The organism is Nocardioides anomalus, assembly GCF_011046535.1.
Lineage (GTDB): Bacteria > Actinomycetota > Actinomycetes > Propionibacteriales > Nocardioidaceae > Nocardioides > Nocardioides anomalus.
In genome coordinates this window covers 2,894,347-2,913,935 of record NZ_CP049257.1, presented here as the reverse complement: position 1 = coordinate 2,913,935, position 19,589 = coordinate 2,894,347, and the positions used below count along the sequence as shown (strand labels likewise).

20 protein-coding genes and 1 tRNA gene are annotated in these 19,589 nt (G+C 73.4%); 16 read left to right on the top strand and 5 right to left on the bottom strand.

The genetic code is table 11. The annotated features are described in order from the left end of the window. Positions 1-16 precede the first annotated feature (16 nt). The 4 genes from G5V58_RS14680 to G5V58_RS14665 form a co-directional block, all read right to left on the bottom strand. Positions 17-685 carry a nuclease-related domain-containing protein gene (locus G5V58_RS14680; protein WP_165234155.1) on the bottom strand — a complete coding sequence of 223 codons (669 nt, stop codon included), beginning with the start codon at positions 683-685 and terminating at the stop codon, positions 17-19. 86 nt (positions 686-771) lie between these two features. Further along, positions 772-1,806: a hemolysin family protein gene (locus G5V58_RS14675; RefSeq protein WP_165234153.1), complete on the bottom strand. Its 1,035-nt coding sequence runs from the start codon at positions 1,804-1,806 to the stop codon at positions 772-774. Then, positions 1,799-3,121: a hemolysin family protein gene (locus tag G5V58_RS14670; RefSeq protein WP_165234151.1), complete on the bottom strand. Its 1,323-nt coding sequence runs from the start codon at positions 3,119-3,121 to the stop codon at positions 1,799-1,801. The genes G5V58_RS14675 and G5V58_RS14670 overlap by 8 nt, the downstream gene beginning before the upstream one ends. A gap of 155 nt (positions 3,122-3,276) precedes the next feature. Continuing rightward, the gene (locus G5V58_RS14665; RefSeq protein ID WP_165234148.1) at positions 3,277-3,654 is read right to left on the bottom strand and encodes an STAS domain-containing protein; all 378 of its coding nucleotides are present in this window, start codon (positions 3,652-3,654) and stop codon (positions 3,277-3,279) included. 236 nt (positions 3,655-3,890) lie between these two features. Here G5V58_RS14665 and G5V58_RS14660 point away from each other — a divergent pair, with 236 nt between their 5' ends. Further along, entirely contained in the window at positions 3,891-4,415 is a 525-nt protein-coding gene (locus G5V58_RS14660; protein WP_165234145.1) for a hypothetical protein, read from the top strand. A gap of 129 nt (positions 4,416-4,544) precedes the next feature. Here G5V58_RS14660 and G5V58_RS14655 read toward each other — a convergent pair. After that, positions 4,545-4,616: transfer RNA gene (locus G5V58_RS14655), tRNA-Arg, on the bottom strand. Positions 4,617-4,699: 83 nt separating this feature from the next. Here G5V58_RS14655 and argS point away from each other — a divergent pair. From argS to atpB, 15 genes are all read left to right on the top strand, one after another. Then, the gene (argS, locus tag G5V58_RS14650) at positions 4,700-6,355 is read left to right on the top strand and encodes an arginine--tRNA ligase (protein WP_165234141.1); all 1,656 of its coding nucleotides are present in this window, start codon (positions 4,700-4,702) and stop codon (positions 6,353-6,355) included. Beyond that, positions 6,352-7,758 carry a diaminopimelate decarboxylase gene (gene lysA / locus G5V58_RS14645; protein WP_165234138.1) on the top strand — a complete coding sequence of 469 codons (1,407 nt, stop codon included), beginning with the start codon at positions 6,352-6,354 and terminating at the stop codon, positions 7,756-7,758. Before argS ends, lysA begins: the two co-directional genes overlap by 4 nt. Further along, positions 7,755-9,044: a homoserine dehydrogenase gene (locus G5V58_RS14640; protein ID WP_165234135.1), complete on the top strand. Its 1,290-nt coding sequence runs from the start codon at positions 7,755-7,757 to the stop codon at positions 9,042-9,044. Before lysA ends, G5V58_RS14640 begins: the two co-directional genes overlap by 4 nt. Further along, complete coding sequence (gene thrC / locus G5V58_RS14635) at positions 9,041-10,117, top strand: threonine synthase (RefSeq protein ID WP_165234132.1); 1,077 nt, start codon at positions 9,041-9,043, stop codon at positions 10,115-10,117. Before G5V58_RS14640 ends, thrC begins: the two co-directional genes overlap by 4 nt. Then, on the top strand, positions 10,114-11,010 hold the full coding sequence (thrB, locus tag G5V58_RS14630; protein WP_165234129.1) for a homoserine kinase: 897 nt from the start codon (positions 10,114-10,116) through the stop codon (positions 11,008-11,010). Before thrC ends, thrB begins: the two co-directional genes overlap by 4 nt. Before the next feature lie 114 nt (positions 11,011-11,124). Beyond that, positions 11,125-13,014: a transcription termination factor Rho gene (gene rho / locus G5V58_RS14625; RefSeq protein ID WP_329957526.1), complete on the top strand. Its 1,890-nt coding sequence runs from the start codon at positions 11,125-11,127 to the stop codon at positions 13,012-13,014. Positions 13,015-13,178: 164 nt separating this feature from the next. Next, positions 13,179-13,553, top strand: coding sequence for a response regulator transcription factor (locus G5V58_RS14620; protein WP_196240513.1), 375 nt, complete (start codon positions 13,179-13,181; stop codon positions 13,551-13,553). 126 nt (positions 13,554-13,679) lie between these two features. Beyond that, positions 13,680-13,922, top strand: a complete 243-nt coding sequence (gene rpmE / locus G5V58_RS14615; protein WP_165234123.1) for a 50S ribosomal protein L31 — start codon at positions 13,680-13,682, stop codon at positions 13,920-13,922. A gap of 100 nt (positions 13,923-14,022) precedes the next feature. Beyond that, the gene (prfA, locus tag G5V58_RS14610; RefSeq protein ID WP_165234120.1) at positions 14,023-15,096 is read left to right on the top strand and encodes a peptide chain release factor 1; all 1,074 of its coding nucleotides are present in this window, start codon (positions 14,023-14,025) and stop codon (positions 15,094-15,096) included. Further along, the gene (gene prmC / locus G5V58_RS14605) at positions 15,093-15,926 is read left to right on the top strand and encodes a peptide chain release factor N(5)-glutamine methyltransferase (protein WP_165234117.1); all 834 of its coding nucleotides are present in this window, start codon (positions 15,093-15,095) and stop codon (positions 15,924-15,926) included. The genes prfA and prmC overlap by 4 nt, the downstream gene beginning before the upstream one ends. A 5-nt stretch (positions 15,927-15,931) precedes the next feature. Next, on the top strand, positions 15,932-16,657 hold the full coding sequence (locus G5V58_RS14600; protein ID WP_230486640.1) for an L-threonylcarbamoyladenylate synthase: 726 nt from the start codon (positions 15,932-15,934) through the stop codon (positions 16,655-16,657). After that, positions 16,654-17,793, top strand: a complete 1,140-nt coding sequence (locus tag G5V58_RS14595; RefSeq protein ID WP_165234113.1) for a glycosyltransferase family 4 protein — start codon at positions 16,654-16,656, stop codon at positions 17,791-17,793. Before G5V58_RS14600 ends, G5V58_RS14595 begins: the two co-directional genes overlap by 4 nt. Positions 17,794-17,957: 164 nt before the next feature. Beyond that, the gene (locus G5V58_RS14590) at positions 17,958-18,170 is read left to right on the top strand and encodes an AtpZ/AtpI family protein (RefSeq protein ID WP_230486639.1); all 213 of its coding nucleotides are present in this window, start codon (positions 17,958-17,960) and stop codon (positions 18,168-18,170) included. Positions 18,171-18,212: 42 nt separating this feature from the next. After that, positions 18,213-18,710 (top strand): hypothetical protein, encoded by a 498-nt coding sequence (locus G5V58_RS14585; RefSeq protein ID WP_165234111.1) that lies wholly within the window; start codon positions 18,213-18,215, stop codon positions 18,708-18,710. Then, positions 18,697-19,575: a F0F1 ATP synthase subunit A gene (gene atpB, locus G5V58_RS14580; RefSeq protein ID WP_165234109.1), complete on the top strand. Its 879-nt coding sequence runs from the start codon at positions 18,697-18,699 to the stop codon at positions 19,573-19,575. Before G5V58_RS14585 ends, atpB begins: the two co-directional genes overlap by 14 nt. Positions 19,576-19,589: the final 14 nt, after the last annotated feature.

The following is a 19,589-nucleotide window of genomic DNA, read 5'->3' as shown; positions in this document are numbered from 1 at the left end:
GACCGCCTCGCGCACCTCAGCGGGCTGCGTGCGGCGGGAACGCCGCCGCGAGCTCGGTCGCGACGGCACCGACGTCCATGCCTTGCGCGTCCTGGGCCGTGATCTCCTTGACCAGTCGTCTGGGCCACACCACCCGCACGCCGCGGACGGCGAGGTGACCGCCGATGACGGGCCAGTCCGCGTCCACGAAGCACAGGGCGGCACGCACCGGCACCTCCGGGCCGACCGTGCCGGACACGCGCTCGACCTGCCGCAGCACCCCCTCGACGAGGGCGGTGCGGTCGCGACCACCGACGAACAACCTCTCCACGCGTGGTCGGAGCAGCCCGCCCTCGGCGCGCATCGTCGGACGGCGGTTGCGGTACCGCTTGCTGTCCACGACCCACACGGCGCTCGACGTCACCACCAGGTGGTCGATGTTCGCCCGGGTGCCGCGGATCCGCCGGTCGTGCAGGACGGCGAGGCGGGGTCCGGCCACGGCGTCGAGGCGCCGGCCCACCGCCTCCTCGCCGACGGCCCCGGTCTCCCACACCGCGGTGGTCGTCGGCTCGCCGGTCATCGCGAGCAGCGCGCCGCCGAGGCGCGGGTGCCGCGCACGGACCCGCTCCTCACGCAGCGCGCGGCGCCGCTCGTGCTCGCGCCGCGCCGAGCCACCCGCGCGGCCGCGGTCGTCCTCCAGGTCCACGCCGGGACCGTAGGGCGGACACCACGGCGCACGTCGGCGAACGGCGAGGGACCACCCGCGGGTGCGCGGGCGGTCTGGTCCGCCCGTCAGCGCACGCTGGTGACGTCCTCGACCTCGCCGACCAGCACCTCGAGCACGTCCTCCAGGAACAGCAGCCCGGTCGTCCGCCCGTCGGCATCGACCACCCGCGCCAGCTGGTCACCGTGCTGACGCATCCGGCGTACGGCGTCCTCGAGCTCGGCCCCCGCAGGCAGCGCGACGAGGCGGCGCACGCGCTTGGCGGGGACCGGCTCGTCGAGGGCGTCGAGGTCCATGACGTCCTTGACGTGGAGGTAGCCCGAGGGCTCGCCGCTGCGGTCGGGGACGACGTAGCGCGAGTAGCCGTGGCGCAGGGTGGCGTCGCGGACGTCGCGCGGGGTGGCGGCGTGGGGGAGGAGCACGACGTCGGCGAGGGGGACCTCCTCGTCGGCGACGGTCTTGTCGGTGAACTCGAAGGCGCCGGCGAGGGTGCCGGCGGTGTCGGCGAGCGTGCCTTCGCGGCGGGAGTGCTCGACGATGCCGGCGACCTCCTCGAGCGTGAAGGTGCTCGCGGCCTCGTCGACGGGCTGGACGTGGAAGAGGCGGAGCACGGCGTTCGCGACGGCGTTGAGCGCGCGGATGAGCCAGCCGAAGATCCGCGAGACCAGGACCAGCGGCGGCGCCAGCACCAGGGCGGCGCGGTCGGGGACGGAGAAGGCGGTGTTCTTGGGCACCATCTCGCCGAAGACCACGTGCAGGAACGTCACCAGCAGCAGCGCGACGGCGAAGGCCACCACGCTGATGAGGTCGGCGCTGAGGCCGGTGGCACCCAGCGGGATCTCGAGCAGGTGGTGGATGGCCGGCTCGGAGACGGTGAGGATCAGCAGCGAGCAGACCGTGATGCCGAGCTGGCTGGTGGCCAGCATGAGCGTGGCGTGCTCCATCGCGTAGAGCGTGGTCTTCGCGGCGCGGCTGCCCTCGGCCGCGCGCGGCTCGATCTGGGAACGGCGCGCGGACACGACGGCGAACTCCGCGCCCACGAAGAACGCGTTGCCGACGAGCAGGACGACGAGCCAGACCAGGCCGGGGAGGTACTCAGCCACGGGGCGTCACCTCCTGCGCGGTCAGCGGTGCCACGGGTGCGGGCTGGTGGCGCAGCCGCGTGATCCGCGCGCCGTCCACGTGCTCGACGCGCAGCGTCCCGCCGTCGGGCAGGCTCACCTCGTCGCCGGGCTCGGGGACGCGCTCGAGCTGGTCGAGCACGTAGCCGGCCACGGTCTCCCACTCCTCGGAGTCGGGTACGGCGACGCCGGCGCGGTCGAGCACCTCGTCGGGCCGGAGGGAGGCGTCGAAGACGGCGCTGCGCCCGCGCCGCACGACGTCCGAGCGGGTCCGGTCGAACTCGTCCTCGAGCTCGCCGACCAGCTCCTCGACCAGGTCCTCCAGGGTGACGATGCCGGCGGTGCCGCCGTGCTCGTCGGTGACCACGGCCAGCTGCAGGCCGCTGCCGCGCAGGGTGCCGAGCAGCGTGTCCACGCCGGCGGTCTCGCCGGTGCGCACCGGCTCGGTCATCAGGTCGGTGACGGCCGCGGAGGGCGCGGCGGTCCACGCCTGCTTCACGTGCACCACGCCGAGCACGTCGTCCGGACCGTCGCCGACGACCGGCAGCCGCGAGTGGCCGCTGGCCAGGCTCTGGCGCACCACGTCCGCGGCGGTGGCCGTGCTCGGCACGCTCGACATCCGCACCCGCGGCGTCATCACGTCGGCCGCGTCGAGGGCCGAGAACCGCAGCGTGCGGTCCAGCAGGTCCGCATCGTGCTCCTCGAGCAACCCGGCCTGCGCGGAGCGCCGGACCAGGAAGGTCAGCTCCTCGGCCGACCGCGCGCCCGACAGCTCCTCCTGCGGCTCGACCCCGAAGGACCGGATCACCCGGTTGGCGGTGCCGTTGAGCAGCGCCACGACGGGCCGGAACACCGCGGTGAACGCCACCTGGAACGGCACGACCAGCCGCGCGGTCTGCCGGGGTACGGCGAGCGCGAAGTTCTTCGGGACCAGCTCGCCCAGGATCATCGACAGCAGGGTCGCCAGCACCACGCCGACCACGGCGCTCACCGCCCGCGCGGCGCCGCCCTCCAGCCCGACGCCGGCCAGCGGGTCCTCGAGCAGGCTGCTCACCGCCGGCTCGAAGGTGTAGCCCGTCAGCAGCGTCGTCAGCGTGATGCCCAGCTGTGCGCTGGACAGGTGCGTCGACGTGCGCCGCAGCGCGCCGATCGTCGTACCCAGCCCGCGCTCCCCGCGGGCCTGCCGCTGCTCGATCTCGTGCCGGTCCAGGTTGACCAGCGCGAACTCCGAGGCCACGAACAGCCCGGTGCCGACGGTCAGCAGCAGTCCGACCCCGAGCAGCACCCACTCACTCACCGTGCGCTCCTCCCGACCTCACGGGCGCCGGTGTGCGGCGCGGTGGTGGGAGGGCAGGGACTTCGGTGGCGCGATCGCTTGCGACGAGACCTCACACCGCGGCCAACGGACGAGGCGTGTGACGGGTTCCCACCGGTCCCCGCGAGGGGCATGACCTAGGCCACGCCCACCTCGGCCAGCGCGTCGTCCAGCGTCGGCCAGATCCGCAGCACCTGGTCCAGGCCCACCATCTTCAGCACCTGCAGCGCCGCGCCCCGCCCGGCGACCAGGCCGAGCTCGGCCTCACGCGCCTGCAGCCGCCGCCGCGACGAGACGAGCGCCGCGATCCCGGTCGAGTCGAGGAACCCGACCGCGGTGAGGTCGACGAGCACGTACGGGCGCAGCGACAGGACCGCCATCGCCACCACGTCACGGAACGCCATGACGCTGTAGATGTCCAGGTCGCCGGTCGCCACGACGACGTCCACGCCCGCGTGCTGCTCGAGGCGGGCGGTCGGTGTGTCGTCGCCGGGAGGCGGCGCAGGGGTGCTCATGGGGCAGGGGTCCAGACGCGCAGTGGGTGTCGGGTCTTGCTCACCCCGAGCGGGAGCAGCGGCCTCGGTAGGGCTCAGCCTCTCAGATCCGGGCCTCCCCGCGCTCATCAGCGACGCTGTGCCTCGCGCCACGTCCCGTGCCGTCAGTGCTGCGTCAGCCCGCACGCCCGCGCCCTCAAGGAAGCGTCAGCGCGGCCCCGCCGCCGCCCCGCCCGGCGCAGCATCGTGGTGTGCACATGACCGCCGACCTCGACGCCCTGCTCCGCACCACCTCGGCCGCCTTCTGCGACGTCCTCCACGCCGTCCTCGACGACGACGTCCCGCGGGCCCGCGAGGTGCTCAAGGGCTCGGCCACCCGCCGCCGGCTGGTCGCCACCGCCGGCGACGACCTCCGCTCGCACCCCTGGGTGCCCGCGCCCCAGCTCAACGACCAGCTCCAGTTCGTCGACGACATCCGCCGCGTCGGCGACCTCGTCGACCAGCTCGCCCGCCACGTCGTCGCCGCCGACGACCGCGTCGCCGTCACCCCCGCCCGCCGCATGGAGGTCGCCGTCCTCCTCGACGCCGGTCACCGCCGCCTCCACCAGCTCCTCGCCGGACCGTCCGGCCCGGCCATGGACCCGGCCTACCGGCACTGCGGCGCCGCGCTCTTCGAGGTCGCCGACCACGGCGGCCGCGACGCCTCGGTCGTCGTCGAGGCCTGCGGTGCCCTCGCCGCGCTGCTGCTCCAGGCGTCCCGGCACGCGACGCGCGCCGCCTGACCGCCCGGCCCTCGCCAGAGCGGCGGCACCCCGCCGGACGACACAGACCGGTTCGAGCGCTGCCCTCCGGAGGCGGGAGCATGGCGGCGGACCCGGACGGGGGTGCCGCGAGCGAGCGGAGCGAGTGTGTACCCCCGGTAGGATTCGAACCTACGCTCCCGCCTCCGGAGGGCGGTGCTCTATCCCCTGAGCTACGGGGGCTCAGGTTCGGAACCATACCGGGCGGCTGTCCGCGCGGAGAAACTGGTGCGGGGTGGGCGCGGGGGCGCCGATAGGCTTGGCCGGTGACTCCCGAGCAGCTGTCCGCCGCGATCGTCGACGTGCTGGCGACGCTGTCCGGCGAGGGTGTGCTCACCCTGCCGGACGGTGTGCCGAGTGCGGTGACGGTGGAGCGACCCCGGGTGCGGGAGCACGGCGACTACGCGACCAACGTCGCGCTGCAGCTGGGCAAGAAGGCGGGCATGAACCCGCGCGACCTGGCCACGCTGGTGCAGGAGCGGCTGCGGCAGGTGGCGGGCGTGGCCGGCGTCGACATCGCGGGCCCTGGCTTCCTCAACATCCACGTCGAGGCCGGCGCGCAGGGCGTGGTGGCCGAGCAGGTCGTGGCGGCGGGTGCGCGGTACGGCGCCAGCGAGTCGATGGCGGGGGAGAACATCAACCTCGAGTTCGTCAGCGCCAACCCCACGGGCCCGCTGCACATCGGCGGCGTCCGGTGGGCGGCGGTGGGCGACGCGCTGGGCCGGGTCTTCGAGTTCTGCGGCGCGGCGGTGACGCGGGAGTACTACTTCAACGACCACGGCGCCCAGATCGACCGGTTCAGCTCCTCGCTGCTGGCCAACGCCAAGGGGCTGCCGGCGCCGGAGGACGGCTACGGCGGCGACTACATCAGCGAGATCGCCCAGGCAGTCATCGCCAAGCGCCCCGACGTCCTCGACCTGCCCGACGAGCAGGCGCAGGAGGTCTTCCGCAACGAGGGCGTCGAGATGATGTTCGCGGAGGTCAAGCAGAGCCTCATCGACTTCCGGGTGAGCTTCGACGTCTTCTTCCACGAGGACGACCTGCACAAGAGCGGCGCCGTCGACCGGGCCATCGAGCGGCTGCGGGCGCTGGGCAACACCTACGAGGCCGACGGCGCGCTGTGGCTGGCCACCGAGAGGTTCGGTGACGACAAGGACCGGGTCATCGTCCGGAGCAACGGGCAGCCGGCGTACCTCTCCGGCGACCTGGCCTACTACCTCGACAAGCGCGAGCGCGGCTTCGACCGCTGCTTCATCATGCTGGGCGCGGACCACCACGGGTACGTCGGCCGGATGATGGCCATGTGCGCGGCGTTCGGCGACCAGCCGGGCGTCAACCTCGAGATCCTCATCGGCCAGCTGGTCAACCTGCTGCGCGACGGCGAGCCCCTGCGGATGTCCAAGCGGGCCGGGACGGTCATCACCATCGACGACCTGGTCGAGGCCATCGGCGTGGACGCGGCCCGCTACGCGCTGGCCCGCTACACCAGCGACTCCACGATCGACCTGGACCTCGACCTGTGGGCGAAGGCCTCGAGCGACAACCCGGTCTACTACGTGCAGTACGCCCACTCCCGCAACTCCTCCCTGCTCGAGAACGCCGCGGCGCTCGGCCTGGCGCCGGAGTCGCACCCGGAGTTGCTCACCCACGAGAAGGAGGGCGAGCTGCTGCGGGCCCTCGCGGAGTTCCCGCGCGTGGTGGAGACGGCCTGCCAGCTGCGCGAGCCGCACCGGATCGCGCGCTACCTCGAGGACCTCGCGGGCTCCTACCACCGCTTCTACGACAACTGCCGGGTGCTGCCGATGGGCGACGAGGAGCCGACCGACCTGCACCGCGCCCGGCTCGTGCTGGTCGCGGCGACCCGCACCGTGCTGGCCAACGGCCTGGGCCTGCTCGGCGTGAGCGCGCCGGAGCGGATGTGAGCACCACCCACGAGGCGGGCTGGGCGCACGCCTCCGGGGCGCTCCGGGCGCCCGCGTGGCTGCGCACGCCCGGCGATGCCAACGCCCTCGTCGAGCCGCTGTGGTCGCAGACCGCGTCCAAGGAGGCCGGCGTCCTGCACGTCGGCGGCGTCGCGCTGACCGACCTGGTGCGCGAGCACGGCTCGCCGGCGTACGTCCTCGACGAGGCCGACTTCCGCGCCCGTGCCCGGGCCTTCCGCGACGCGTTCCGCACCTACGACGTCTTCTACGCCGGCAAGGCGTTCCTCTGCACGACGGTGGCCCGGTGGGTGGCCGAGGAGGGGCTCAGCCTCGACGTCTGCAGCGGCGGCGAGCTGGCGGTGGCCGAGCGGGCCGGCTTCCCGATGGCGCGGGTCGGCTTCCACGGCAACAACAAGTCGCCGGCCGAGCTCGAGCGCGCGGTCGAGCTCGGGGTCGGGCGCATCATCGTGGACTCCTTCCACGAGATCGAGCGGCTGGCCGAGGTGGCGCGGGAGCTCGGGCGGACCCAGCCGGTGCTCGTGCGCGTGACGGCCGGCGTCGAGGCGCACACCCACGAGTACATCGCCACGGCCCACGAGGACCAGAAGTTCGGCTTCTCGATCACCAACGGCGCGGCGTACGACGCCGTGCAGCGCGTGCTCGCGGCCGAGAGCCTCGAGCTGCGCGGCCTGCACAGCCACATCGGCAGCCAGATCTTCGACTCCGCCGGCTTCGAGGTGGCCGCCCGACGGGTGCTCGCCCTGCACGCCCGCGTGTCCGACGAGCTCGGCGTGGAGCTGCCCGAGATGGACCTCGGCGGCGGCTTCGGCATCGCCTACACGACCCAGGACGACCCCTCGGACCCCGCGCAGCTGGCCACGGAGATGACCACGATCGTCGAGCACGAGTGCCGCGCCCTCGGCATCCCCGAGCCGCACCTGTCCATCGAGCCCGGCCGCTCCATCGTCGGCCCGGCGGTGTGCACGGTCTACGAGGTCGGCACGGTCAAGGAGGTCGCGCTCGACGGCGGCTCCTCGCGCTCCTACGTCAGCGTGGACGGCGGCATGAGCGACAACATCCGCACCGCGCTGTACGACGCCGACTACTCCTGCACGCTGGCCAGCCGGAGCTCCGACGCGGCGCCCGTGCTCAGCCGGCTGGTCGGCAAGCACTGCGAGGCCGGCGACGTGGTGGTCAAGGACGAGTTCCTCCCCGGCGACGTGCGCCCCGGCGACCTGGTGGCCGTACCCGGCACGGGCGCCTACTGCCGCTCCATGGCCTCCAACTACAACCACCTCCTGCGCCCGCCGGTCGTGGCGGTCCGTGACGGCGTCTCCCGGGTCGTCGTGCGCCGGGAGACGTTGGACGACCTCCTGTCCACTGATGTAGGGATCGACGCGTGAGCACACCGCTGAAGGTCGCCGTGCTGGGCTGCGGCTCGGTCGGCTCGCAGGTCGTGCGCCTGCTGCAGGAGCAGGCCGGGGACCTGGCCGCCCGGGTCGGTGCGCCGCTGGAGCTGGTCGGGGTCGCCGTACGCCGCCTCGACGCGGCCCGCGAGGTCGACGTGCCCGAGGGGCTGCTCACCACCGACGCCCAGGGGCTGGTGGCCCGCGACGACGTCGACCTGGTGATCGAGGTCATCGGCGGCATCGAGCCGGCGCGCTCGCTCATCCTCTCGGCGCTCGAGAACGGCGCCAGCGTGGTAACCGCCAACAAGGCGCTGCTGGCCGAGGACGGCCCGACCCTCTACGAGGCGGCCGAGAAGGCCGGCCGCGACCTCTACTTCGAGGCCGCCGTGGCGGGTGCGATCCCGATCATCCGGCCGCTGCGCGAGTCGCTGGCCGGCGACACCGTGACCCGGGTCCTCGGCATCGTGAACGGCACCACCAACTTCATCCTGGACAAGATGGACAGCTCCGGCGCCGGCTTCGCCGAGGCGCTGGAGGAGGCCCAGGAGCTCGGGTACGCCGAGGCCGACCCCACCGCCGACGTCGAGGGCTTCGACGCCGCGGCCAAGGCCGCGATCCTGGCCTCGCTGGCCTTCCACTCCCGCGTCACCGCCTCCGACGTGCACCGCGAGGGCATCTCGGAGGTCACCGCGGCCGACGTGCAGTCCGCGCGCGACATGGGCTCGGTGGTCAAGCTGCTCGCGATCTGCGAGCTGAAGGACGACGCGGTCGCCGTCCGCGTGCACCCGGCGATGATCCCGCGCAGCCACCCGCTGGCCTCGGTCCGCGAGGCCTACAACGCCGTCTTCGTGGAGTCCCAGGCGGCGGGCCAGCTCATGTTCTACGGCCCCGGCGCCGGCGGCGCGCCCACGGCCTCCGCGGTCCTCGGCGACCTGGTCACGGTGGCCCGCAACGTGCTGGCCGACAAGCGCGGCGCCGGCGAGTCGGCGTACGCCGACCGCGCGGTGCTGCCCATGGGCGAGACCACGACGCGCTACCACGTGGCCATCGACGTCGACGACAAGGCCGGTGTGCTGGCCACCGTCGCCCAGGCCTTCGCCGAGCACGGCGTCTCCATCCAGACCGTGCGCCAGGAGGGCCGCGACGACGACGCCCAGCTGGTCGTGGTCAGCCACAGCGCCACCGACGCCGCGCTGGCCGCGACCGTGGAGCACCTGCGCGGCATGGACATCGTCCGCGAGGTCACCTCGGTGATGCGCGTGGAAGGCGGCGAGGAGTGAGCACCGGGCGCACCCACCAGTGGCGCGGGGTCGTCGAGGAGTACCGCGACCTCCTCGACCTCCCCGACGGCGTCGCCGCGGTCACGCTGCGCGAGGGGGGCACCCCGCTGGTGCACTCCGAGTGGCTGTCCGGGCACAGCGGCGCGGACGTCTGGCTCAAGGTCGAGGGCGACAACCCGACCGGCTCGTTCAAGGACCGTGGCATGACCGCCGCGATCTCGGTCGCGGTGCACGAGGGGGCCGAGGCCGTGGTGTGCGCCTCCACAGGCAACACCAGCGCGTCCATGGCGGCGTACGCCGCGAAGGCCGGGCTCACCCCGCTCGTCCTGGTCCCCGAGGGCAAGATCGCGGCCGGCAAGATGGCCCAGGCGATCCTGCACGGCGCCCGCGTGATCATGGTCCGCGGCAACTTCGACGACTGCCTGGGGCTGGCCAAGGGCCTCGCGTGGGAGTACCCCGTCGCCCTCGTGAACTCGGTGAACCCCGTCCGCCTCGAGGGGCAGAAGACCGCGGCGTTCGAGATCGTGGACTTCCTCGGCGACGCCCCGGACTACCACCTGCTGCCGGTCGGCAACGCCGGCAACATCTCGGCGTACTGGCTCGGCTACACGCAGTACCTCGAGCTCGGCGAGGCCACCCGCCGCCCGCGCATGCACGGCTTCCAGGCCGAGGGCGCGTCGCCGCTGGTGACCGGCGAGCCGTTCCCCGACCCCGAGACCAGGGCCACCGCGATCCGGATCGGCAACCCGGCCTCGTGGAAGCTGGCCGAGGTCGCCGCCCACGAGTCCGGCGGCCGGTTCCGGGCGCTGAGTGACGACCAGATCCTGGCCGCCCAGCGCGACCTGGCCGGCCACGACGGCGTGTTCGTGGAGCCCGCCTCCGCGGCCGGCGTCGCGGGCCTGCTGGCCGACGTGGCCGCGGGGGACTCCTACGCCGGCAGCACGGTCGTCGTGACCGTCACCGGCCACGGGCTCAAGGACACGGTCACGGCGCTCGAGGGGTTCGGGCCGATGGTCGAGTCGGTGGTCGACGCCGACGTGACCGCGGCGGCGGAGGCCGCCGGGCTCGCGTGAGCGTCCGGGTCACGGTCCCCGCCACCTCCGCCAACCTCGGTCCGGGCTTCGACTGCCTGGGCCTGGCCCTGGGCCTGCGCGACGAGCTCGAGGGCGAGCTGACCGACACCGGCATCGGGGTGGACGTCGTGGGGGAGGGCGCCGGGTCGGTGCCGCTGGACGAGACCCACCTGGTCCTGCGGGCCATGCGGCTGGCCTTCGACGCCCTCGGCGAACGGCCCTCCGGACTGCGGCTGTCGTGCCGCAACGCCATCCCGCACGCCCGCGGCCTCGGCTCGTCCTCGGCCGCGATCGTCGGCGGCCTGGTGCTCGCCCGCGCGCTCGTGGTGTCCGGGCCCGAGCGCCTGTCCGACGACGACCTCCTGGCGCTGGCCGTCGACCAGGAGGGCCACCCCGACAACGTGGCGCCGGCGCTGCACGGCGGGTTCGTGCTGTCCGGGACCGACGAGCGCGGCGAGCTGTACGCCGTCGGCTCGCCCGTGGACCCGCAGGTCTCCGCCGTCGTGTTCCTGCCGCCCGAGCCCCTGTCGACCGAGGTCGCGCGCGGGCTGTTGCCGGCGAGCGTCCCGCACGCCGACGCCGCGGCCGACGCCGGCGCCGCCGCCCTGCTCGTGGCCGCCCTCGCCGGCCGGACCGACCAGCTGTGGCGGGCCACCCGCGACCGGCTGCACCAGGAGTACCGCCGCCCCGCCATGCCCGCCTCCCTCGACCTGGTCGACCGGCTGCGCGCCGACGGCCACGCCGCCGTGGTGTCCGGCGCCGGGCCGACGGTGCTCGTGCTGGTGGCGGGGGAGGACGGCGCCGGGGCCGACCTCGCGGCGTACGCCCCGGACGGCTGGCGCCACCTCCGGCTGCCGGTCAGCGCCGACGGCGCCCGGGTCGAACCGTCCTGATATGTTCGGCCCAGCGCCGGATCTGTCGGCGCGGCACCGCATCTGAGGTGCACCACTTCCACTCTCGTGCCGGCCCCTGTCGTGCAGGTTGCGCCGGCACAGCGAAGGACCACCGTGACCGAAGCAGACAACGAGACCACCGCCGCCCCCGCCGCCCAGCCCAGCGCTGAGAAGCCGGTGAAGAAGGCGGCCAAGAAGAGCGGCGGCCTGGGCGGCATGCTGCTCGCCGACCTGAAGTCGATGGCCGGCGGCCTCGGCATCAAGGGCTCCGGGTCGATGAAGAAGGCCCAGCTCGTCGACGCCATCAAGGCCGCCCAGGCCCAGCCGGCGCTGCCCACCGAGACGCGCGAGCAGCCGCGTCGCGCCGAGGTCAAGGCCGAGCCCCAGCCCGAGCGCCGGGAGCGCCAGCCCGAGCGGCAGCCGGAGCGGCAGGAGCGCCAGGAGCGGCAGGAGCGCCAGGAGCGGCAGGAGCGCCAGGAGCGGCAGCCCGAGCGCCAGGAGCGGCAGCGGGACCAGCAGAAGGACCAGCAGAAGGATCAGCAGAAGGACCAGCAGGCCCAGCGCGACCAGCAGGCCCAGCGCGACCGCCAGCAGAGCCGCCCGCAGCGGGACCAGCAGGGCAACCAGCAGGGCAACCAGCAGCGGGACCAGCAGCGCGACGGCCAGCAGCAGCGGGACCAGCAGCGGGACCAGCAGCGCGACGGCCAGCAGCAGCGGGACCAGCAGCGGGACCAGCAGCGCAACCAGCCGCAGCAGTCCCAGCGCGAGCCGGAGCCGGTCGACGCGGACGACGAGGACGGCGAGGGCGGGCGCCGCAGCCGGCGCCGCCGGGGCCGCGACCGCGACCGCACCCGCCAGCCCGGGAGCCGCAGCGAGCCGGACACCACGATCCTCGACGACGACGTCCTGGTGCCGGCGGCGGGGATCCTCGACGTGCTCGACAACTACGCGTTCGTGCGGACCAGCGGCTACCTGCCGGGCGTCGACGACGTGTACCTCTCGCTGTCGATGGTGCGCCGCTACGGCCTGCGCCGGGGCGACGCGGTCGTGGGCCAGGTGCGCCAGCCGCGCGAGGGGGAGCGCAAGGAGAAGTTCAACCCGATGGTCCGCATCGACGCGGTCAACGGCGCGGACCCCGACGCGGCCAAGAACCGCGTCGACTTCACCACCGCGACGCCGGTGCACCCGCGCGAGCGGCTGCGGCTGGAGACGGGCGCGGACGACGTGGTCGGCCGGGTGCTCGACCTGGCCGCGCCGGTGGGCAAGGGCCAGCGCGGGCTGATCGTGGCGCCGGCGCGCTCGGGCCGGACGACGATCCTGCAGGCCGTCGCCGCGGCCGTGACCGCCAACAGCCCCGAGGCGCACCTGATGGTCGTGCTCGTCGACGAGCGGCCCGAGGAGGTCACCGACTTCCAGCGCAGCGTCAAGGGCGAGGTCATCGCCTCGACGTTCGACCGCCCGCCGGCCGACCACACCACGGTCGCCGAGCTGGCCATCGAGCGGGCCAAGCGGCTCGTCGAGCTCGGCCACGACGTGGTCGTGCTGCTGGACGGGCTGACCCGGCTCGGCCGCGCGTACAACCTCACCGCCTCGACCGGGGGCCGCACCCTGGCCGGCGGCGTGGACGCGGCGTCGCTGTACCCGACCAAGCGCTTCTTCGGCGCCGCCCGCACCCTCGAGGACGGCGGCTCGCTGACTGTCCTGGCCACCGCGCTGGTCGACAGCGGCTCGGCGGTCGACGAGCTGCTGGTCGAGGAGCTCACCGGCACCGAGAACCTCCTGCTGCGGCTCAGCGGCGACCTGGCCGAGGCCCGGGTCTTCCCGGCCGTGGACCTGGCGCAGTCCGGCACCCGGCACGAGGCGGCGCTGCTCGGCACCCGGGCGGCGGCGCTGGACCGGCTGCGCACCCGGCTGGCCGCGAAGACGCCCGAGGAGGCGCTGCGCGAGCTGCTCGACCGGATCGCCAGGACGGGCTCCAACGACGAGCTGCTGGCCTCCGTCTAGCCGGCACGTCGTCCGGACCACCCGTTCGGAGGGTCCCCGGCCCGGTGCCGGGGACCCGATCGGGTGGTCTCGGGGCCGGATCGCGACTTCCTCGGCGTTTGGCTGCGCGGGGTGTGCGGATGCGTCGATACTCGACAGCGACCGACGGGGGAGAAGGAGCATCTGTGGCGCTCATCGTGGTGGCTGACGACGACGTGGACATCCGCGATCTCGTGGAGTTCAAGCTCGCCACCCTCGGTCACCAGATCGTCACCGTGGCCGACGGCAGCGCCGCGGTCGACGCCTGCCGCGACACCCACCCGGACCTCGCGGTCCTCGACGTGATGATGCCGGGGCTCACCGGCCTCGAGGCGGTCCGCGAGATCCGCAGCAACCCGGCGCTCAAGGACATCCCGGTCATCCTGCTGACCGCCCGCGCCCAGCAGTCCGACGTGCAGACCGGCTACGACTCCGGTGCCGACGACTACATCACCAAGCCGTTCAGCCCCAAGGACCTCGCCTCGCGCGTCGAGGCCCTGCTCGCCCGCGCCGCCGTCTGAGCCTCGCGGGGCTCCCGGTCGGCGGGAATGTGACGGGTGGGTGCGGCGTTGCCTAGCATGTACTGCTGGCTCCGGTTCACGTCGCGCGTCCCGCGCTGACGACCCGGGGCGCCGAGAGAGGACACCATGAAGGCCGACATCCACCCGGACTACCACGACACCCAGGTCACCTGCACCTGCGGCGCGTCGTTCACCACGCGCAGCACCGCGAAGAACGGCGCGATCCACGCCGACGTCTGCTCGCAGTGCCACCCGTTCTACACGGGCAAGCAGAAGATCCTCGACACCGGCGGCCGCGTGGCCCGCTTCGAGGCTCGCTACGCCAAGGCGGCCCAGAAGAAGGACGCAGCGGCGGCCGACAGCAAGTAGCTTCCCCCCAGCGCCGACCCGTGCCCGTCAGGGCGTGGGTCGGCGCTGGCGATTTCACCCCCTGTTCCACCACCCACCCGTACGGCGAGAGGAGGTCCCGGTGTTCGAGGCGGTCGACACGATGGCAGCCGAGCACGGCGAGCTGGAGAAGCAGCTGGCCGCGCCGGAGACGCACGCCGACGCGCGCCTGGCCAAGCGGCTCAACCAGCGCTACGCCGAGCTGAGTCGCATCCTCGCCGCCAAGCACGAGTGGGACAGCCTCGGCGGTGACGTCGAGGCCGCCCGTGAGCTGGCCAAGGAGGACGAGGCCTTCGCCGAGGAGGTCGAGACCCTCGGCCAGCGCCGTCACGAGGCGGAGGAGAAGCTCCGGCTGCTCCTGGTCCCGCGCGACCCGGCCGACGACAAGGACGCCATCCTCGAGGTGAAGTCCGGTGAGGGCGGGGAGGAGTCGGCGCTGTTCGCCGGCGACCTGCTGCGCATGTACTCCCGGTACGCCGAGCGCCGCGGCTGGAAGGTCGAGCTCCTCGACGCGGCCGAGTCCGACCTGGGCGGCTACAAGTCCGTGACCGTCGCGGTCAAGGCCAAGGGCGCCACCGAGCCGGGCGAGGCGCCGTACGGCCTGCTCAAGTTCGAGGGCGGCGTGCACCGCGTCCAGCGGGTCCCGGTGACCGAGTCCCAGGGGCGGGTGCACACCAGCGCGGCCGGCGTCCTGGTGCTGCCCGAGGCCGAGCAGGTCGACGTGGAGGTCAACGACAACGACCTGCGCATCGACGTCTTCCGCTCCAGCGGCCCCGGCGGCCAGAGCGTCAACACCACCGACTCCGCGGTCCGCATCACCCACCTGCCCACCGGCATCGTGGTCAGCTGCCAGAACGAGAAGTCGCAGCTGCAGAACAAGGAGCAGGCCCTGCGCATCCTGCGCGCCCGGCTCCTGGTCGCGGCGCAGGAGGAGGCCGACGCGGCCGCCAGCGACGCCCGCCGCAGCCAGGTGCGCACCGTGGACCGCTCCGAGCGGATCCGCACCTACAACTACCCGGAGAACCGCATCTCCGACCACCGCACCGGCTACAAGTCCTACAACCTCGACCAGGTCCTGGACGGCGACCTCCAGCCCGTCCTCGAATCCTGCCTGGAGATGGACCTCGCCGACCGGCTGGCGGCCCTCGAGCAGTGAGGCCCCGGGCGCTGCTGGGCGCGGCGACCGCGCGGCTGGAGGCCGCCGGCGTGCCGAGCCCCCGGCACGACGCCGAGGAGCTCCTCGCGCACGTGGTCGGCGTCGCGCGGGGGCGGTTGTTCCTGCTGGACGAGGTGGGCGAACGCGAGCTCGCGGCGTACGACGGGCTGCTGGAGCGCCGGGCCCTCCGCGAGCCCCTGCAGCACCTGACGGGCGAGGCGTGGTTCCGGCACGTGCGGCTCGAGGTCGGTCCCGGCGTGTTCACGCCCCGACCCGAGACCGAGCTGCTGGCCGGGTGGGCCATCGAGCAGGCCCCGGACGGCGGCGTGCTGGTCGACCTCTGCACGGGCTCGGGCGCCATCGCCAAGGCGGTCGCGGACGAGGCGCCCGACGTCGAGGTGCACGCCGTCGAGCTCGACGAGGCCGCGCACGCCTACGCCGCCCGCAACCTGGCCGGCACCGGTGTCGACCTGCGGCTCGGGGACGCCTTCACGGCCTTCGACGACCTGCTCGGCGGCGTCGACGTGGTGGTCTGCAACCCGCCGTACGTCCCGCTGGAGGCCTGGGAGTCCGTGGCGCCCGAGGCCCGCGACCACGACCCGCACCTGGCGCTGTTCTCCGGCGACGACGGCCTCGACGCCATCCGCCGACTGGCCGTCCGCGCGGCCCTGCTGCTGCGGCCCGGGGGCGTGCTCGGGGTCGAGCACGCCGACGTCCAGGGCGAGGCGGTGCCCGCCGTCCTGACCGCCACGGGTCGGTGGAGCGAGGTCCGCGACCACACCGACCTCGCGGGCCGTGCGCGCTTCACCACCGCGCGACTGGCACCATGACCTCCGTGCCCCAGCGCTACCCGACCTCCACCGACGAGGAGCGCGAGGCCGCGGTCGAGGCCGCGAGCCTCGCCATCCAGCGTGGCGAGCTCGTCGTGCTGCCCACCGACACCGTCTACGGCCTGGCCGCCGACGCCTTCGACAAGGACGCCGTGCAGGAGCTGCTCGACAGCAAGGGCCGCGGCCGCGACATGCCGCCGCCGGTGCTCGTCTCGGCGCCCACCACGCTCGACGCCCTCGCCGTCAAGGTGCCGGCCTGGGCCCGGCGCCTGGTCGAGGAGTTCTGGCCCGGGGCGCTCACCCTGGTCTGCCACGCCCACACCTCGCTCCAGTGGGACCTCGGCGACACCCGCGGCACGGTCGCGGTCCGGATGCCCGACCACGACGTGGCGCTCGAGGTGCTCAACCGCACCGGGCCGCTCGCGGTCAGCTCGGCCAACCTGACCGGCCGCCCGGCCGCCACCGACGTCGATCAGGCGGAGGAGATGCTCGGCGACGACGTCGACATCTTCGTCGACGGCGGTACGTCGCCCGGCGGCGAGGCCTCCACGATCGTCGACGCCACCACCACCCCGGGCCGCGTCCTGCGGGTCGGCGCGATCAGCGTGGCCCGGCTCAACGAGGTCCTCGAGCCGCTCGGCCACCCCCTGCCGGATCCGGACGCCGCGGCGGCGCCGGACGGCCCCGACCAGGAGGACGAGCCCGCCGGCGGGGAGAGCCCGGCGGAGTGAGGGAGTACGTCCTCGTCTTCCTGGTGGCCTTCGCGGTCACCTACCTGCTCACGGTCATCGCCCGCGAGATCGCCCTGCGCTCCGGCGCGGTGGCCCGGGTCCGCGACCGTGACGTGCACGACGAGCCGATCCCGTACCTCGGGGGCCTGGCCATGCTCGGCGGCCTGGTCGCGGCGTACCTCGTGGCCCGCGAGCTCCCGTTCCTCTCCCTCAGCGGCCCCTTCGTCTTCCGCGACGCGGGGATCGTGCTCATCGCGGGCTGCCTCATCTGCGCGGTGGGCGTGCTCGACGACCTGTTCGAGCTCGACGCGCTGACCAAGCTGGGCGGGCAGGTCCTGGCCGCGGGGTTCCTGGTCGCCTTCGGCATCCAGTTCGTGTTCTTCACCGACGCCCAGGGCCAGGTCTACTCCGTCGACAACGCGCAGGGGCAGCTGCTGGCCGGGCTCCTGGTCGTGGCGACGATGAACGCGGTCAACTTCGTCGACGGCCTCGACGGGCTGGCCGCCGGGGTGGTCGGCATCGGCGCGCTGGCCTTCTTCGTCTTCTGCTACTCCCTGACCGTGGCCAACGGCACCGAGCGGGCCACCACCGCGGCGTTCCTCAGCGTCGCGCTGGCCGGGGCCTGCGCCGGGTTCCTGGTCCACAACTTCCACCCGGCGCGGCTGTTCATGGGCGACAGCGGGTCGATGCTCATCGGGCTGGTCCTCTCGGCCAGCGCGGTCACGCTCTCGGGCCAGTTCTCGCCCGACCAGCTCAGCAAGGGCGGCGGCGGCTCGTCGGCCAGCCTGCTGCCCACCCTGCTGCCGGTGCTGCTCCCGGTCTCGCTGCTCATCGTGCCGCTGGCCGACCTGATCCTGGCCGTGGTGCGCCGCACCCGGGCCGGGCGCTCGCCGATGGCGGCGGACAAGCAGCACCTGCACCACCGGATGCTCGAGATCGGCCACAGCCAGCGCCGCGCGGTGCTGATCATGTGGCTGTGGGCCGGGCTGGTGGCCTTCGGCACCGTGCTGGCCAGCCTTTACAGCGGCATGTGGGTGGTCGCCGCCCTCCTGGCCGGGACGCTGGTGACGATCGTGCTGACCTTCCTCCTGCCGCGGCTGCGTGGCCCCCGCTTGCAGGCGGCCGAGCGGGACTGAGAGGGTAGGCCGACCCCGGTTCCAAGCGCACGGGGACTTTGTGCTAGTTTTCACAAGCACTCAGGACGCTCTCAGTTCCACCCTCGACCAGGACGGCCGCCGACGATGACGACTGCCCCTCTTCACCCGATCGGGGCAGGGGCGCGCCGTGTTAGGTTCGCGGCGTGGATGCAGCCTCCGGCGACGGCCTCAGTGGCCGTGACCTCATCGGTCTCGGAGGCCTCCTCGTCGGTGCGATCGTGGTCGGCACGCTGCTCGGCCTCTGGATCGACAGCGCTGCGGGCACGAGCCCGGCGTTCACGGTCGTCGGTGTCTTCCTCGGGATGGCGCTCGGTGCGCTCGGTTTCGCCGTGCGCGTCCGCGCCGCGTCGCGCTGACGCCCCGTCGTGCCAGGACCAGAGCCGGATCGAGGTGGCCGCATGACCGAGCAGCGCCTCGAGCAGGAGCCGCAGCAGGACCAGGACCTCGCGCAGCCGCAGGCCGCCTCGGACGCACCCGCGCCCGCGCTGCCCCAGGGCCGCGCCACCGTCGGCCGGGTGCTGCGCGACCAGCGCAAGACCATCGCCGTGGCCCTGTGCCTGGCCGTCGCGTCGTACTGGATCATCGGCCAGCTGGGGGAGTGGCGCCTCGCCGGCGCCCTGGCCATCGGTGTCGCGCTGGGCCTGCTCAACCACCTGGCCACCGAGTTCTGGCTGCTGCGGATCATCACCAACGGCTCGAACCCGAGCCGGGGCCAGATGATCCGCTCCACGATCTCCCGCCTCGCGCTGCTCTCGGTGGTGGCCGTGGGCGCCGCCGTGCTGATGTGGCCCGACGGCATCGGCGTGCTGCTGGGCCTGGCCGTGTTCCGGCTGATCGCCCTGATGATGACCAGCCTGACCCTCCTGAAGGAGCTGAAGAGCGATGACCCTGCGTAACCTCAGCATCGCGAGCCTCGTGGTGTTCGTGGCGGCGCTGGCGACCGGCACCGTCCTCAACCTCACCTCGGACGAGAAGCGCAACACCGAGATCGAGATCGGGCACCACGTCACGGCCGGCCGCGGCTTCATGACCTTCAACCTCGACACGATCTGGACGACGGCCATCGCCGGCGTCGCGGTGCTGCTCCTCGGCTTCCTGGCCAAGCGCGCGCTGACCCGCAACCCCGACGACCACGTCCCCACCAAGCTCCAGCTGTTCTGGGAGGCGATCGTCAAGCAGGTCAACGAGCAGGTCGCGGACAACCTCGGCAAGGTGCACCCCTACGTCACCCCGCTGGCGATCTCACTGTTCTTCTTCATCCTGTTCGCCAACTGGCTCGAGCTGCTGCCGACCGAGCTCAACCACGACACGCACCTGACGCCGGCGCCGACGGCCGACACCAACCTGACCTACGCGCTCGCGCTGCTCACCATGGTCAGCGTCTGGGTCTACGGCATCCGCCAGCAGGGCGCGCGGGGCTACTTCGGCCACTTCTTCGCCAACGGCCCGCTGCTCGCGCCGCTCAACATCCTCGAAGAGCTCATCAAGCCGGTCACCCTGGCGCTTCGACTCTTCGGCAACATCTTCGCCGGTGGCATCATGCTGGCGCTGATCGGTCTGCTCCCGGTCTACGTGCTGTGGGCGCCGAACCTGATCTGGAAGCTGTTCGACATGGCGATCGGCGGCATCCAGGCCTTCATCTTCGCCCTGCTGACCGTGCTCTACTTCGCCATGGCCGGTGCCGGTCACGGCGACGACCACGCCGAGGAGCACGGCCACGACGCCAAGTCGGCGGAGAAGACCCCCGTTCCCGCGTCCTGACCGACCGGTCCGGA

What these genes read in the sequence shown, in the direction of transcription:
- G5V58_RS14665 (WP_165234148.1), bottom strand. Translation starts at nt 3,654, where the DNA reads ATGAGCACCCCTGCGCCGCCTCCCGGCGACGACACACCGACCGCCCGC.
- G5V58_RS14660 (WP_165234145.1), top strand. Translation starts at nt 3,891, where the DNA reads ATGACCGCCGACCTCGACGCCCTGCTCCGCACCACCTCGGCCGCCTTC.
- rpmE (WP_165234123.1), top strand. Translation starts at nt 13,680, where the DNA reads ATGAAGGCCGACATCCACCCGGACTACCACGACACCCAGGTCACCTGC.
- G5V58_RS14585 (WP_165234111.1), top strand. Translation starts at nt 18,213, where the DNA reads ATGACCGAGCAGCGCCTCGAGCAGGAGCCGCAGCAGGACCAGGACCTC.
- atpB (WP_165234109.1), top strand. Translation starts at nt 18,697, where the DNA reads ATGACCCTGCGTAACCTCAGCATCGCGAGCCTCGTGGTGTTCGTGGCG.